This window comes from Fulvivirga sediminis (assembly GCF_016757215.1).
GTDB classification, from domain to species: domain Bacteria; phylum Bacteroidota; class Bacteroidia; order Cytophagales; family Cyclobacteriaceae; genus Fulvivirga; species Fulvivirga sediminis.
The window spans coordinates 260596-275148 of the sequence record NZ_JAESIY010000005.1 but is presented as its reverse complement, the minus strand read 5'-3'; the positions used below and the strand labels follow the sequence as shown (position 1 = coordinate 275148).

Annotated in this window: 12 protein-coding genes; 2 read left to right on the top strand and 10 right to left on the bottom strand. The window is 36.4% G+C overall.

Annotated elements, in window-relative coordinates:
- Positions 1-6: 6 nt before the first annotated feature.
- Both JL102_RS10895 and JL102_RS10890 read left to right on the top strand, forming a co-directional pair.
- Positions 7-561: a YfiR family protein gene (locus tag JL102_RS10895; RefSeq protein WP_202244429.1), complete on the top strand. Its 555-nt coding sequence runs from the start codon at positions 7-9 to the stop codon at positions 559-561.
- Between the two features lies 1 nt (position 562).
- Complete coding sequence (locus JL102_RS10890; protein ID WP_202244428.1) at positions 563-1435, top strand: tetratricopeptide repeat protein; 873 nt, start codon at positions 563-565, stop codon at positions 1433-1435.
- On the opposite strand, the gene JL102_RS10885 is transcribed toward JL102_RS10890, so the two are convergent.
- The 10 genes from JL102_RS10885 to JL102_RS10840 form a co-directional block, all read right to left on the bottom strand.
- Positions 1436-3718, bottom strand: a complete 2283-nt coding sequence (locus tag JL102_RS10885) for a transglycosylase domain-containing protein (protein ID WP_317191634.1) — start codon at positions 3716-3718, stop codon at positions 1436-1438.
- An 81-nt stretch (positions 3719-3799) separates the two neighbouring features.
- On the bottom strand, positions 3800-6241 hold the full coding sequence (locus tag JL102_RS10880; RefSeq protein WP_202244426.1) for a leucine-rich repeat domain-containing protein: 2442 nt from the start codon (positions 6239-6241) through the stop codon (positions 3800-3802).
- Positions 6228-6986, bottom strand: coding sequence for a hypothetical protein (locus JL102_RS10875; protein WP_237390554.1), 759 nt, complete (start codon positions 6984-6986; stop codon positions 6228-6230). The genes JL102_RS10880 and JL102_RS10875 overlap by 14 nt, the downstream gene beginning before the upstream one ends.
- Positions 6987-7063: 77 nt before the next feature.
- Entirely contained in the window at positions 7064-7639 is a 576-nt protein-coding gene (locus JL102_RS10870) for a hypothetical protein (protein WP_202244424.1), read from the bottom strand.
- 30 nt (positions 7640-7669) lie between these two features.
- Positions 7670-8221 (bottom strand): nucleoid-structuring protein H-NS, encoded by a 552-nt coding sequence (locus tag JL102_RS10865; protein WP_237390553.1) that lies wholly within the window; start codon positions 8219-8221, stop codon positions 7670-7672.
- Between the two features lie 197 nt (positions 8222-8418).
- Positions 8419-9321 carry a Cbp1 family collagen-binding glycoprotein adhesin gene (locus JL102_RS10860; RefSeq protein ID WP_202244423.1) on the bottom strand — a complete coding sequence of 301 codons (903 nt, stop codon included), beginning with the start codon at positions 9319-9321 and terminating at the stop codon, positions 8419-8421.
- Between the two features lie 59 nt (positions 9322-9380).
- Positions 9381-9821 (bottom strand): response regulator, encoded by a 441-nt coding sequence (locus tag JL102_RS10855; protein WP_202244422.1) that lies wholly within the window; start codon positions 9819-9821, stop codon positions 9381-9383.
- 208 nt (positions 9822-10029) lie between these two features.
- Positions 10030-11388 (bottom strand): sigma-54-dependent transcriptional regulator, encoded by a 1359-nt coding sequence (locus JL102_RS10850; RefSeq protein ID WP_202244421.1) that lies wholly within the window; start codon positions 11386-11388, stop codon positions 10030-10032.
- A gap of 57 nt (positions 11389-11445) precedes the next feature.
- The gene (locus tag JL102_RS10845; protein ID WP_202244420.1) at positions 11446-11907 is read right to left on the bottom strand and encodes a response regulator; all 462 of its coding nucleotides are present in this window, start codon (positions 11905-11907) and stop codon (positions 11446-11448) included.
- A 5-nt stretch (positions 11908-11912) separates the two neighbouring features.
- On the bottom strand, positions 11913-14549 hold the full coding sequence (locus JL102_RS10840; protein WP_202244419.1) for an ATP-binding protein: 2637 nt from the start codon (positions 14547-14549) through the stop codon (positions 11913-11915).
- Positions 14550-14553: the final 4 nt, after the last annotated feature.

Here is a 14553-nt window from a genome sequence, read left to right as displayed (position 1 = left end):
CATTTTTTGATATTTTTTAAGAACATATTAAGAACAAGATCATTTTGGATACAGGCGTGTGTCTTGCCAGTGGCAATATTTTCTTTTCTGAGCTTTTCAATTGTTCCAGACATCAATGCTAAAGTAAAGGCTATTTTTCTGTATAATTTCTCTAAGTATATAGAGTGGCCAGCAGAGCAGACTGTAGGGAACTTCAAAATAGTAATATTTGGTAATTATCCAGCTTTAGAAATGGAGTTGAGGCAAATGGCTAGTCAAAAGACGCGAGGAGCTCAAAGGTTTGAAATTGAGGTCTATAACGACTTGATGAAAATACCTGAATGCCACATCTTATACATTGCAAAATCCAAAAATGGAGAGGTTAGTAAGTTATCAGACCATTTAAAATTGAGTAATACCTTAATTGTTTCTGATAAAGATGGACCGCTAAGTAATGGTGTTGGGATAAATTTTTATTATGAACATAATAAACAGAAATTTGAAATTAGTGTAGATAATTTATCTGAGCATCAACTAAAGCCTAGTGATCAATTAAAATTACTAGCTAAAACGGTAGATTAATATGAAATATATTATTCACATATTGTTTCTCATAGTTTCGTTCGGCGCTTTCGGGCAGTCTAACCCTTTGAGTAGTGCACTTAGGCTTTATCAGGAAGGACAGCTTGAGGAGGCTAAACAGCTAATAGACTCGGCATTACAGGAAGAGGTGAATCAGAGCCAGATGGTAGCCTATTATATCAAAGGGTTTATTTATAAAGATATTTTTAAGAATAACCCAACCGCCGCTAATAAGAACTTACGTGCTCAGGCTATTCAATGCTTTTTTCAAGTAATAAGAATGGATGAAGAGGGGCGGTATCTGGCCGAAACGAAGCAAAGTATAAAATATCTGACTTCTACTTATTATAATGATGCTATGGTTATGATTCAGGCTGAGAGGTTTGAAGATGCAATAAATAGTTATTACAAGTTTGACAGCTTGGCTGAAATATTGCCTGATTCCAGTCTTGTTACAGACTCTGCTAGAGATCAGTTCTATCTAGCTTTGGGTATTGGCTATGCTGATGAAGATGTGCAGCAAAAAGGAAGTGTCTATTTTGATAAAGCTGAGAATGCTTTTAAAATAGTACTGGCCAACGACTCTTTAAATGAAGTGGCTAATTATAGTTTGGGTGTCTTGTATTACAATGAGGCGGTGAATAGGATTCTGGAACTTAATTTTGATGAGGAACTGGATGAGTTTGATAAGTTTGAAGATGATACTATTGAGCTTTTTAAAAAAGCGCTGCCTTATATGCAAAATGCGTATGAGCAGGATCCTGAAGATGAAAATGTAATAGAAGGCCTGGCGGGAATACACCATGGCCTTCGAGATTTTGATAATTATGAGCGTTACATGAAAGAGCTTAAAGCACTTAGAAAAGACGGATGATTAATCCTTTTTCTTCTTCTTGAAGATATTACCTATTTTATTGAAAATATTTTTCTTTTCTTCTTCCTCTTCTTCTCCAAAAGTAGCTGTATTTTCTTCGTCTTGCCCGTCTTTTTTGCCAAACAGCCACTGCATAAATTGCTTATCTTCTTTTTCAGCTTCACAGTCCAAGTACCTGGCTAACCTGTCAGGCAGAGGAGAAAACTTAGCATAGCCCATGGGTCTAAGCTTTTTATTATCTTGAATTTTATCTAGCAACTTAGCTACTATAGGTAGGGCCATACTGGCTCCAGAGCCCAGCCCGGTGCTGTTAAAGTGAATACTTGGATTGTCTGCTCCTACCCAAGTACCTATTACTATTTCAGGATTATAGCCTATAAACCAGCCATCAGCGTTAGACTGTGTGGTGCCGGTTTTGCCAGCAAAGTCATTGGTCATTTTGTATTTCGATCTGTACCTTGCTCCCGTACCTTCATCTACCACTGCCTGTAGCAATGAGCTGATCATCATAGATGTCTCTTCCTTGATAACTCTATTCTTGCTTTTTTCTTCTTTAACTCTTTTAATTACCTTTCCGCGGCTGTCAGTAATTGCGGTTATGTATCTTGGTTTTACCGCATATCCTCCATTAGCGAAGGTGCAGTAAGCACTTACCATTTCCATGAGCGATACAGGAGCTGTGCCAAGAGCTATGGACGGTACTTCTGGTAATTCGCTAATAACACCTGCTCTGTGGGCTAAATCTATGGTGTTTTCTATACCAGCCTCTTCTAGCACTTTAACGCTTACAGTGTTTACAGAGTGTGCTAACGCACCTTTAAAAGTATACTTTTTATTGTATTCATCAGCGCTGGCATTACCAGGAGACCAGTCAGAGTGGTTGGTGTATGTAGTTTTCTCTCCAGATACGAAATCACAAGGATCAACACCCGCTTCTAGTGCAGCAGCAAACACAAAAGGTTTAAAAGTAGAGCCAGCCTGTCTTTTTGTGTTGATGTTTACATGATCATATTTGAAATATTCGTAGTCTATACCGCCAACCCATGCTAGTATGTCTCCATTATCAGGATTCATAGCCATGGTGCCAGTTTGTAGCATAGTAAGGTTGTGCTTTATAGAATCAATAGGAGACATTTTCACTTCTTGATCTCCATTCCAGCTAAATAATTTCATAGGAACGGTTTTATTCAACTGCTCAATAATCTCTTTCTCTTTTAGTCCCTTTCTTTTGAGCTGCTTATATCGGTGCGAGGAATGTATGGCTGCTGTCAGTAATGATTTTTGTGCATTCCATGGATTACCTGTATTCCAGTGATTGTTAAAAATTTGCTGCAGCTCTTTCATGTGGCTACTGGTAGCGGCTTCAGCATATTTTTGAATAGAAGAATTGATCGTGGTGTAGACTTTTAGACCATCAGTATACAGGTTATAAGTACTTCCGTCTGGTTTGGTGTTCTTTTCGCACCAATCTTCTAATTCACTTCTTAGGTATTCTCTAAAATACGTGGCTATACCCGTATTGTGTGTGATTTTAGTGTAGTTAATCTCTAGCGGCTTCTTCTTTAATGAGTTATATTGTTGCTCATCAAGGTAGTTATACTTGAGCATTTGGTAAAGCACCACATTTCTTCTTTTTAAGGACTTTTCTGGGAATAACCTAGGGTTGTAGGTGTAGTTGGCTTTTAGCATTCCTACTATTACTGCGGCTTCCTGAGGCTTTAGGTACTTAGCCTTTTTATTGAAAAACCTTTTACTTGCCATTTCTATACCGTAAATATTTTCTCCGAAAGGAACCGTGTTAAGGTACATAGCGAGAATTTGCTTTTTGTTGTATATGGTTTCTAATTTCCTGGCGGTAATAGCTTCTTTTATTTTGGTCACTGGCATGCTAAGAAAGCCATGATCTTTTCTTGGGAAAAGATTTTTTGCAAGCTGTTGAGTAATTGTGCTACCTCCACCGGAGCTTCTGTCTCCGAGTAGCAGTGTTTTGAAAATTACTCTTAGTAAACTACGGTTGTCTACACCGTCATGCTCATAGAAGCGAGCATCTTCAGTGGCTACTAATGCATTGATTACATTAGGAGAAATATTATCATAGTCTGTTCGGGTGCGTTCCTGCAAATAGAATCTACCTATTAGTACTGAATCGGCACTGTAGATTTCTGTGGCAACATTATTTTCTATTTTGCTTAGAATATGGTCGGCTGGTAGTTCGCCGAAAACACCACCTTTTATTGAATAGTAGAAAAGCACTAATAGCAGTGGTACACTTATAAGTCCCACTGCTATTAGTTTAAGGAAAAATTTAAAATTTAGTTTGCTCCGTTTTTTGTTGGTAGATTTTTTTTTTGCCTTAGCCATATTTTAATAGTATATCACATTGCATTCAGGATTGGTCTCTTTAAAATCCTCAACGCGTCCGTCTGATGTTCTGGTATTATAACATTTTAGCACCTTCAGGCTCAAATGAGCTACTTCGTCCAGCTTTTTTATGTTAGTATTAGAGCAGTCCAATACCTTTAAATTAGCTAAGTTATCTAAGTCTCGAAGTCTTTTAATCTGAGTACCAGCGCAGTTAATTTCTTCCAAGCTATAAAGTTCGCTTAATGGTTTCAAATCATCAACAGGAGTATTGGAAATATCCAGATACTTTAAGTTAGAAAGTTTAGCAAGTGGCTCTAACTCCGAAACAGGGCTTTTGCTGGCTTGCAGCCTTTCTAATGATTTGAACTTACCTAAAATGCTTAGGTCAGAAATACCAGTACCCGTAAACTTCAATTCTTTTATTCTAACGAAGTTTTCCAGTGGTTTAAGGCTTGATACATTTGCTTCAGAAAAAGTAACACTCGTCAATTCAATCAGTTTATGGAGCTGATATTTATTAGGATCACCACCTAAAGAAGTTTGTATAGAGAAAATATTTCTCCATTCAGAAGATAGATCTCCCCACCAAGCTGTTAAATACTCGGATTTAAAAATGATAAGAGCATCTGGGTGTTGGGTTAAGAACGCCTCTACTTCCGGTTCTTTAATCATAGTGAAATCTACTTCTATCAGTCTTAGTCTGCTTAGCTCCATTAGGGTGTCTAAAGAAGTTAGAGCAGTTCTGTTAGCTTTTAGTACCTCTAATTGCTGAAATTGAGAAAGAGTATTAAAATCTTCTACTTTAGTGTTGCTTACATCTAGGTAATTTAGATTTCGAAAGCCTGAAATAGGAGATAGATCAGCGATGGCAGTGTTAGAAGCAATCAGTTTTTTTAATTTTCTTAGTTTACTTAATGGCTCTAGGTTCTGTATATAAAGATTGTTGTCAAAATTGATAGAGTCGAGGGCCGTAATTTTCGCAAGCTCTTCTTTAGACGGGGTTTCTCCTTCTATAGGCACGAATTTTTTAATAATATCTTGCCATGCAATGCTCAGATTTCCCCACCAGCTTTTAAGATCATCAGATTCAAAAATCACTAATATGCCAGTGTTAGAGGCCATAAAGTCATTGGCATCATCTTTAGAAATATTAGTGCTGTCGCAGTATACTTTTTCTAAAGTACTTATGGAGCCAAGAGGGCTCAAATCATCAATAGTGGTATAGTTGATGGACAATATCTTTAGCTGAGCCATACCTTTTAAAGGATCTAGCGAATATATAGGAGTGCTATCTGCCTTCAATATTTCGAGCTGAGAAAGGTTGCTGAGAGATCCCAGATTATCTATTGGGGTGCCTGATATATTTAGTTCTTTAAGGGCCGTAATATTACCAATAGGAATCAGAGTATATAGGTTAGTCTTCGATAAATTTAATGTAATAAGTTGCTTAGCGCCAGATAGTGCTGTGAAGTCCTGTACTTGAGTACTATTCAAGTTTATGTTTTGAAGCTTAGTAAGGCGAGATAGTATACTTATGTCATTAAGTGGGGTATGCTGCGCCTGTAAATATTTGAGTGAGCTGGCATATTTCAGTGCTTCTAAAGTGGTTATTTGAGTGAATGATACATTCAGCTCCTCCAAATTAGTCAGGTTTCTGATAGGTTTAAGATCCTCAATATTGGTATTGGAAATGTCTAATCTTTTGAGATTACTCAATACAGAAAGAGGCTCTATGTTGGTAATATACTTATTGTCAGAAATGTCTAATTCATCTATTTCAGTGATGTGTTTTATATCACTATCAGTGGCTGTTTGTGTTACGCCAGCTTTTCTTTTAAAAATAGCTTTCCACTCATATGAAAGGGCATTCCACCACTTGGCTAAAGCTTCTTTTTGGTTGAGCGGGTTGGTGTATAAGCTTACTATTTTGAGATCTTGAGCTTCTTGATCTAGATTTACTTCTATAAATCGTTTTTTGGTGTTGTTTACAGAGTCGCCTTCAAGAGATATTCCTTTCAGATTTCTGGTCATACTTACTTTAAAGAAAAGCTCGCCGTTATCATTGATATAATGGCTGATATCTTCTACATTAAAATCGAATTTTACTTCTTTAAAGAAGAAATCAATATCCTTTAGGTAGGCCTGTACATCTTTGTTGGTTATTACGTCTCTTGCTTCATCGAGATCATCTTCTACTTGTACTTCGGTATCTCTAAATATTTTGGTGAAACTCTGGTTAATAATGACATCCTTATCCCGGGCGGAGGTAGATTTATCGCCCAGAGTATTGAGTACATATTCAAGGAAATTAACGATCTCCTTTACTTTTTCTTCATACTGATCCATTTGTTCCTCCTCAATTTTCTGTTGAGAGAAGCTTACATGGCTAAGTCCTGATAGAAAAAGTATCAGGATAAGGTAGGTCAATTTATTTATTTTCATAATAGATATATTTTTCCAAAAGGTCTTTATCCTTGTCAGCTACTTTTACCAGGTTAGACATCAGCCAGCCTGTATTGTAGCCAGGCCTGTTAAACTCAGAGAGCTCAAAGTACCAGCCGTTTAATTGGAAAAAATGGAATTTTACATTTTGAATTGTTTTGAACTTAAGATCACCTTTTTTTATTTCATATAAAAACAAAGTGAGGTAATCAGGCTTGTAGTTATTAGCCGTAAACTGGCTAACACTTTGCTGATTTTCGTTAAGTGCTTTTCTCAGGTTCATGAAATCTAATTCATGACTTAAAGGATGCAGGAATTTATCATGATTAGAAGTGTCTTTTTTTAAGTAGTCTTTAAACACATCTGCGTATACTTTAAATATTCCCCATTTATATCCTTTGCTCTCTCTCTCCAGCTTCATAAACAGTACTATAGGTATATCTTTACCCTCGTAGCTGAAGGTAGTATGCACTTCTGAAAACCATTTGTCTCCATGGAAATCAAGAATTTTTGGAGCTTCCTTAGACGTAACGTTGCTGATAAACTCTTCTTTCAGATCATTTTTAATGCCTCTGTTCTGCGAATCAAAAAGTATACTTATATACTTCTGTCTGAGTTTAGCGTCTTGATATTGACGATCTTTTGGGTAATAGCGATCACCCTTTTCATCTTCTTCTCCATTAAATCTTCTGAAGAACTGGTTTACCTGCTTAGTCTCAGCGTAGAGTTTACTTTCATCATCCATATCACCCACAATTTGAGCTTGTGAGTGTATGGATGAGAATAGTATTATAAAATATATTGAACTTCTTAAGAACGACTTCATGCGGTAGTTTCTGTAACTCTAATATCTCCTAACATTACGTCCCAGAATTCTATGGTACGTCCGGAAATTTGAGTTTGCTTTCTTTCTACGTAGATGGTTATGTCCTTTTTAGTGGTGTCTTTGTATTCCATGCCATCGTCAGAAGTACCTTCAAATCTTTGATATACTGTAACTACTCCTACGTAACGGCCATCAGGCTGACGCTCTAAGTCACTTATGTAATGGATGTCATACCATTTTATTTTTACCCTGTCATAGTTAAGGGCCATAAGTCTTTCGAAGTATTTTCTGATTTTGTAATAGTTAATATCATTAGTGCTTAATGATGATACACCAATTTCACTATCGGTGGCAAATAGCTCTTCAGCTCTGTCCATTACACGATTAGCCTCAGAAAATGGTGTTTCCTTATTACCGATTATACTAATGTATTTACTTAAGTCTCTCACTTTCTCTAATGCCAGCGAATCGATGGCCTGTTTTCTTTCAGGGCTAATGTCAGCGCTCTGGCCGTAAACATTTCCTAAGGCTAAAAAGAATAGTGAAGCGATTATTATATTATATTTATTCATAGTCTCTATTTTTAAGCTGTATATCTTCAATTATTTAGCAAGTTCTACTTCTTTTATTTTTCCGGAAGCGTCAAACTGAAGATCACTTATTCGGTTGACATTCTTTTTCTGATCTTTCAGGTAGTTCAGGTATTCTTTTATGGTAGTAGGTCTGTCATAATCTTTTTGACTGCCTGATTGGCTAATAACGATTAGAACAGGTGCGTCAGGAGATGAAAACAGGGTTAATGCCTCATTGATACTACTGTTGGCCGAAGAGGTCGAAGATGCGTTAGCAATGGCTTCAAAATAATCAGCTAATTTGTTTTCTGGCTTGTTAGCAGCAGCTGCAGCGGCCTCTGCCTCAGCTCTGGCTTTTTCTCTGGCTAATCTTTCTTCTTCAGCTCTTCTTCTTTCAGCTTCCAGTTCTCTTTGTCTGGCTTCTTGTTCCATCTTTGCTTTTTCAGCGTCAGCATCAGAGATATCCCCGGCTTGTTTTTTACTCTTACACCCTGCACTAAACATTATTAAAAGCGCCACCATAGCCATTAATAAATACTGTGAGAGTGATTTGGATTTCCTCTGAGATTGTGATTGTATCATAGGTTAATTCTTTAAGATTTTTAAGATTTGAATGTTTTAAAGTAAAAAGTATGCCAATTTGTTGTAAAAGGTCTGATATGCAATATTAAAGCATGTTTTGCGCATATAACCCCTTAGTGTAGAAATTATTATACACAATGTAAAACAGAAGGGTTCTGTGGTAGAACCCTTCTGTGAATTGCATTAAATATGTGCTATTAGTTAACTTTCACTACTAAGTATTTAGATGAGTTCCAGAATTTAGCAGGGTTAAGAATTACTAATTTTTCTATCTGATCCTGATCATTCCAAGCTAACTCATAAGAGTCTGTAGGGTGACTAGTTACTAACTCAAGCTTTTTAGCAAATACGGGTATACTATTAGTCTTAGATATATCAATCTTACTAAAGGCCTTATTGTTCATATCTGCTTTAAGTTTTTCTGTAGCACCTAAGCCTAATACACCACCTTCTTTGGTGATAACCTCTTCTTCTTCAAGGTCTTTTTTGGTACCTATAGCTACATAGCCAGTATTTAAAGACTCAGTTTGTTCCTCTATAGTTTTTGTTTGGTTAGCGATAACTTCAGTTTTTTCGCTATTGGCATTTGAAAGAGTATCAACTGTATAAGTTAAATGTTCTACATTCTCTGTAAGCTGCTCTTTTTCTATATTAAGCTTTTCAAGGTCACCTTTCATGGTGGCGATCTCATTATCTTTCTGCTTAATTCTGTAATTAAGGTTAGCTACCATTTTCTTAAACTCACTACTGTTTGTGTTAAGCTTAGTTTGTAACTCGCTCATTTTAGCTCTATTCTCAGCCATCAAAGTGTTGATGGCTTTGATGTCATTTACTACAGCTTTTTTCGCGTCATCTTCTTTATATTCTACGTTATCTGAAGTGCTTAAATTAATTTTATCTTCTCTTGATTTAATTTCTTTAAGATTAGCTTCTATTTCGTTGAAGGTTTTCATGTAATCTTCCAGTTCAGTGCTCAGCTCTTGCTTCTCTGATGATAGCTCTTGGTTTTCTGAAGTTAACTGATCTACTTTCTTCTGGTTACAGGCTACAAATGCTGGTGCTATAAGTAATACTGCTATATATCTTTGAATAGTTTTCATATTGGTAATTGTTGATTTCTGTTTTTAGAAACTTTTCAGGGAGTTTCAATACCCTTTTTTTATATGTAATAATCTAAAATCTTTTCTCTAATGGCTCTTCTTAATGTAGAGGAGAGCCTTGAAAATGTTTGTTCATCTTTCATGATGTACTCATATATTCCATTCTGAAACAGTTCTATAGTTACTTCCTGGTTGTTTTGTCCAGAAATCACTATCACTTTTGATCTCTTCCAATAACTATTGATAGCTCTCAAAAGTGATATGCCCGGAAATGGAATATCACCTGCGTCATCTTCTAAGTAATAGTCGAGTAATATAATGTCTACGTCGGCATCTGTCTCTTCTAGACATTGTTGCGCTGAGAGGTAATGGTTAACCTTTACATCTAAGCTGTTTCCACTTTTAGAGAACTCATTGTCTATGTATTTTCTAAGAGCTTCTGCATAAAATATATCGTCTTCAACTATGGCTATTTTGATCTCTTTTTTTACTACATCCATTCATTTTCGTTCAAGCGATTTGTAATATGCCAGATGTATTTCCAATCTCGTTCCAAATCGAAAAATAATTATAAGTTACTGAAAATCAGTTTATTGATTTTTTGTAAAAAGTAAAAGTCCTTTTCATTTTGACAAATTTTGTTAAAATGAAAATTTCTAAAGAGCAGAAATAGGGGGGAAGTAGTGTAGGAAAGAGAAAGGAGAGGACTTATACTTCGTCCTCCTCCATGTTTTCATTTTTTAATACACGATATATGGTAGAGTAACCTATATCTAATTCTTTAGCGGCTTCTTTAATATTATCGTTGTGCTTTTTCAAATAGAGTTTTATGATCCGGGTAGTATGCTCTTTAAGTGTAAGGCCATGTGTAGGCGGGTCGTATAGCTCTTCATTATTGCTGAAGTTAATGTCATCTTCAGTTATTTCATCATTGTTAGACATTACCACGGCCAATTCTATTACAGATTTTAGCTCGCGTACATTGCCTGGATATGTATAGTTGAGGAGTTTTTTTTGCGCTTTGTTACTAAGCACCGGTGGTTCTTTTTTATTCTCCTGGCAAAATCTATTAATGAAATATTTAGCCAGAGTAATAATGTCTTTATCTCTTTCTCTTAGAGGAGGCATATCTATGGTAAGGCCGAACAGCCTGAAGTATAAGTCTTCACGGAACTTTCCTTTTTTTACCTCTTGTAATAAATTACGGTGCGTAGCCACAATGATCCTGCAATCTATTTTGATGGTTTTATTGCTTCCCACACGAGTTACTTCTTTTTCTTGCAGTACTCGTAGTAATTTTGCTTGCAGGGTAAGATCCATTTCTCCTATTTCGTCGAGAAATAGTGTGCCTTTATCAGCTTCTTCAAACTTGCCTATTCTTTGATAATTGGCACCTGTAAATGAGCCCTTTTCATGACCGAAGAGCTCACTTTCAATTAATTCTTTTGGGATGGCAGCTACGTTCACAGGTACAAAAGGCTGATTTTTTCGGGCTGAATTATAATGTGTGGCCTTGGCTACCAGCTCTTTCCCCGTTCCGGTTTCTCCAGTAATGGTGACGCTAATGTTATTGCTTACAGCCTTTTCTATAAGGGCGAAAACCTTCTTAATACTTTCGCTATGGCCTATTATACTATTTTCAAAGCTGTATTTTTTTTCAACTTCCTCTTGTAGGTTAGCTACTCTGGCCTGTAAAGAGGCCTGCTTACGTATGTTGTTAAGCGTGTTCAGTAGCTTATCTCTAATGTCTCTGGATTTAACTATGTAGTCATAAGCCCCCAGGTTGAGGAGATTTACAGCAGTTTCTATTTTTTCCTGCTCAGAAATAATGATTACTTCTATTTCAGGATTATAGGCTTTGATTTGCTGTAGTACTTTTTCGCCTTCCATGTCTGGTAGCCGATAGTCTAGCGTGATGGCATTGGGGTTTTTGTCAAGCTCCTGAAGTACAGCTTTGGCACTGTCAAATTTCTTTATTTCAAAATCAGGATTAAGAGCAATGTTATGACTGAGCAGCTCTCTGTACCACTCATCATCTTCTACTACGAACACTAAAAACTTAGACATCTTTAATTATAGCCAATTTATGGCTCTAAAAATAAGTCTTTTATTTTTGTAGAAAAATTAAGCAGTAGCAATATTATCAGATATGATCATAGATCTCAGGTTATTGTAGAAAAAATCATCTTTCTTAAGGAAGCCCATCGCTCCGAATTTTTTAAATTCATCTTCAAAATTAGCCCATTCATGTTTTTGAGACATGACTATAATGTTGATCTTATGGTTGTGTTGTTGTATTTTTTCTAATACGTCATATCCTGTGAGCGTGATGTCATTGTTGGCATCCAGGTAGAAATCTAAAATGATGTAATCCGGATTTTCATCCAGATGAGCTAAGCACGAAGAGCCATCAGTATAACTATAGGTTTCTGCATGGAAATCATTTTCCTTGCCGATCTTCTGGAGGTAGCTTTTTACCAAAGTATTATAATACTCATCGTCATCCACAACAAAAAATTTAAGGATTTTTTGTGTGTCTATGGTTTTTAAGACCTCTTCTTCTGTTTGTTTCTTTAAAATATCCATATCTTTTATGCTGTTGGCTCTGATTCTTTTTGGTTTGAAATTTCACTTTCTATTTCAGGAAGAATGATATGGTACAAATTATCAACCTTCTGTATTAACTCTTCCACTGATGTAAAGTTTGATTCATCTTCAGATTTCATTTCAATTTCTTTTAATATGCTTGCCAATTCACTAAAACCAAGATGCCTGGAAGGAGATGCCATTTTGTGTGCTTTTTTTCCTGCTTTACCCAGCTCCTTATTGGCTATGGCTTCTTTCATCTCTTTTAGGTCTATAGAAAAATTATTGATGAAAATTGTAAGCATATTAACTATGAAAGTAGGGTCTCCATCAGCTAGCATTTCCAAGTCAGACAGGTCTAAATTGCTTTTTTTCTCCACTACGGGAGTCTGTTCTTTTTCTGTGATAGATTCGGCGGCCTCTTGTCCGAGTAAAGTATTAGATATAGTCTCGAATAATTCTTTTTGGGTGAAAGGCTTCAGCAAGCAGTCGTCCATGCCAGCTTCCAGGCATTTGTCCGATTCTTCTTGAGAGGTAGCGGCTGTAAGCGCAATAATCGGTGTTCTAGTATCATTTTCTAGTTCTCGGATAGCTTTGGCTGTTTCTATACCGCTAAGCTCGGGCATGTGCATATCCATGAAAATGAGGTCATACTGGTTTGCTTTAAAATCTTCAATAGCCTCTTGGCCAGAACTGATAAGCGTACCTACAATGCCCCACTTATCAAAAATGACCTTGATAAGCTCTAGATTGTATTCCTGGTCATCTACCACCATAATTTTATGTCCTTTTAGCTTAGAATAATCTATGGTAGCTTTCTTTAATTCACTCAAATCAGCCTCAGAGCCTATGTCATATCTTAAGTCTAGTAAGAAGGTGGTGCCTTCTCCTTCCTTACTGCTTAATGAAATGTTGCCTCCTAGTATTTTTACGATCTTCTTCACTATTGATAAGCCCAAGCCTGTGCCTCCATATTTTCTGGTTACACTAGAGTCTACCTGAGAGAAATCTTTGAAGATGGAGTTTAACTTTTCTTCTGGAATACCTATTCCAGAATCTGTTACGCTAAGTTTTATGTAGCAGTCTTTGTCTTCTATTTTATGAAGTTTCATGTCAATGTCAATACTGCCAACATCTGTAAATTTGATGGCATTACTCAGTAGATTGATAAGTATTTGCTCGAAACGAACAGGATCTCCTATAAAGACTTGAGGAATATCAGCATCTACATGAAAGTTAACATTAAGGCCTTTTTTCGATAGTTGTGTTTTAAATGAATCTACAACGTTTTTAATGCTTTCTCTTACTTTGAATCCAATTTGTTCCATTGATAGCTTGCCTGATTCAAGCTTAGCATAGTCTAGCACATCATTAATTAGCCTAAGCAGATGGCCGCCAGAATGCTTGATGCTTTTAAGGTAGTTTTGCTGCTGAGAATTGAGGTTTGTGCCATCAAGCTGTTCGGTGAAGCCAATGATAGAATTTAGAGGTGTACGAATTTCATGGCTCATATTAGATAAAAATTCTTCTTTTACCTTGGCCAGTTTTTCGGCTTTTTCTTTAGCTTTTTTTAGCCTGTCTTTATTTTTCTGGTTTCTTCTTATGTCATTAAAAATGATTAATAGTAGAACCGCGAACAACGCTAATGTGGCCACCCAAGTGATGTTTATAAACTTTTTGGCTCGGGTAGTAGTAAGCTGAGCATTTTCGGCTCTATTTTGAGATATTTTCTTTTCTTTATCTTCAAACTTATTGGCTAGCGCCAGTACCTTTAACATTATATCTACATCTTGGGTAGTGAGGCGCAGTTCTTGATTTTTTATGGCTTGAAAGTTTCTGTTTTCTTCTTTGCCTATTTCACTTATTATATGGCCTATTTCTGTAGAGCTTATGTCATGGCCAGAATCTGGTAGAGTAGTAGAAATGAGAACCCTGGAAGTGTCATTATGGTCTTGAGAAGGTAAAGCATTCTCTGGCTTTTCGTTCTGGTTGCTAGAGGCTATCTGTTCTGTAGAGTTATTATCTTCATCTTCTTTTGTAATGGCATTGTTACTGTCATTGTTGCTTTTGCCAAAAAGCCTCTGAAACCATGATCGCTTTTGTTCAATCTCTCTTTTCTGAGGTAGATCTACTTTTTGAATGCGGTCATATGTAAGCATATTGATGTCGAAGCCTTCGCTATCAATAAAGTCAGGAATAGAATCTCGTTCTTTTAGTCGGTTAATATTATCTAGTACCCGCTCTAATACTTTGTTAGTATCTTGGTTCTTTTTTACATCGATGAGCTTTTTCATGATGAGGTACTTCTGGCCTATTAGAGATTCCATAGAATCGGCCAGTCTCATCTGATCTTTGTTTTTGATCTTCGCATAGAGCGTCTGCATTTTGTTGTCAAAAGTAGTAGCCGCCTGGTAGAAAGGAGTGAGGTTCTCAGGGTTTTGAGTGATAGTATAGGTCCTTACACTATTTTCGGCTTCTCTTAGGTCAGCAATTATTTCTTTTAAGTGGGAGAGCTTAAGGTTGGGTTCCGACTCTTTTTTTATGGAATTAATAAGTTGAGTGAGCGTATTTCTGCCCACAAAACCTATCATTGTGAGTGCTACCAGAGCTAGTAGGAAAGCTAGAATAATCTTACCTTTCATTGAA

Coding starts and splice junctions, on each gene's coding strand:
- JL102_RS10890 (WP_202244428.1), top strand. CDS start 563: ATGAAATATATTATTCACATATTGTTTCTCATAGTTTCGTTCGGCGCT.
- JL102_RS10880 (WP_202244426.1), bottom strand. CDS start 6,241: ATGAAAATAAATAAATTGACCTACCTTATCCTGATACTTTTTCTATCA.
- JL102_RS10875 (WP_237390554.1), bottom strand. CDS start 6,986: ATGGATGATGAAAGTAAACTCTACGCTGAGACTAAGCAGGTAAACCAG.
- JL102_RS10870 (WP_202244424.1), bottom strand. CDS start 7,639: ATGAATAAATATAATATAATAATCGCTTCACTATTCTTTTTAGCCTTA.
- JL102_RS10865 (WP_237390553.1), bottom strand. CDS start 8,221: ATGATACAATCACAATCTCAGAGGAAATCCAAATCACTCTCACAGTAT.
- JL102_RS10860 (WP_202244423.1), bottom strand. CDS start 9,321: ATGAAAACTATTCAAAGATATATAGCAGTATTACTTATAGCACCAGCA.
- JL102_RS10855 (WP_202244422.1), bottom strand. CDS start 9,821: ATGGATGTAGTAAAAAAAGAGATCAAAATAGCCATAGTTGAAGACGAT.
- JL102_RS10850 (WP_202244421.1), bottom strand. CDS start 11,388: ATGTCTAAGTTTTTAGTGTTCGTAGTAGAAGATGATGAGTGGTACAGA.
- JL102_RS10845 (WP_202244420.1), bottom strand. CDS start 11,907: ATGGATATTTTAAAGAAACAAACAGAAGAAGAGGTCTTAAAAACCATA.
- JL102_RS10840 (WP_202244419.1), bottom strand. CDS start 14,549: ATGAAAGGTAAGATTATTCTAGCTTTCCTACTAGCTCTGGTAGCACTC.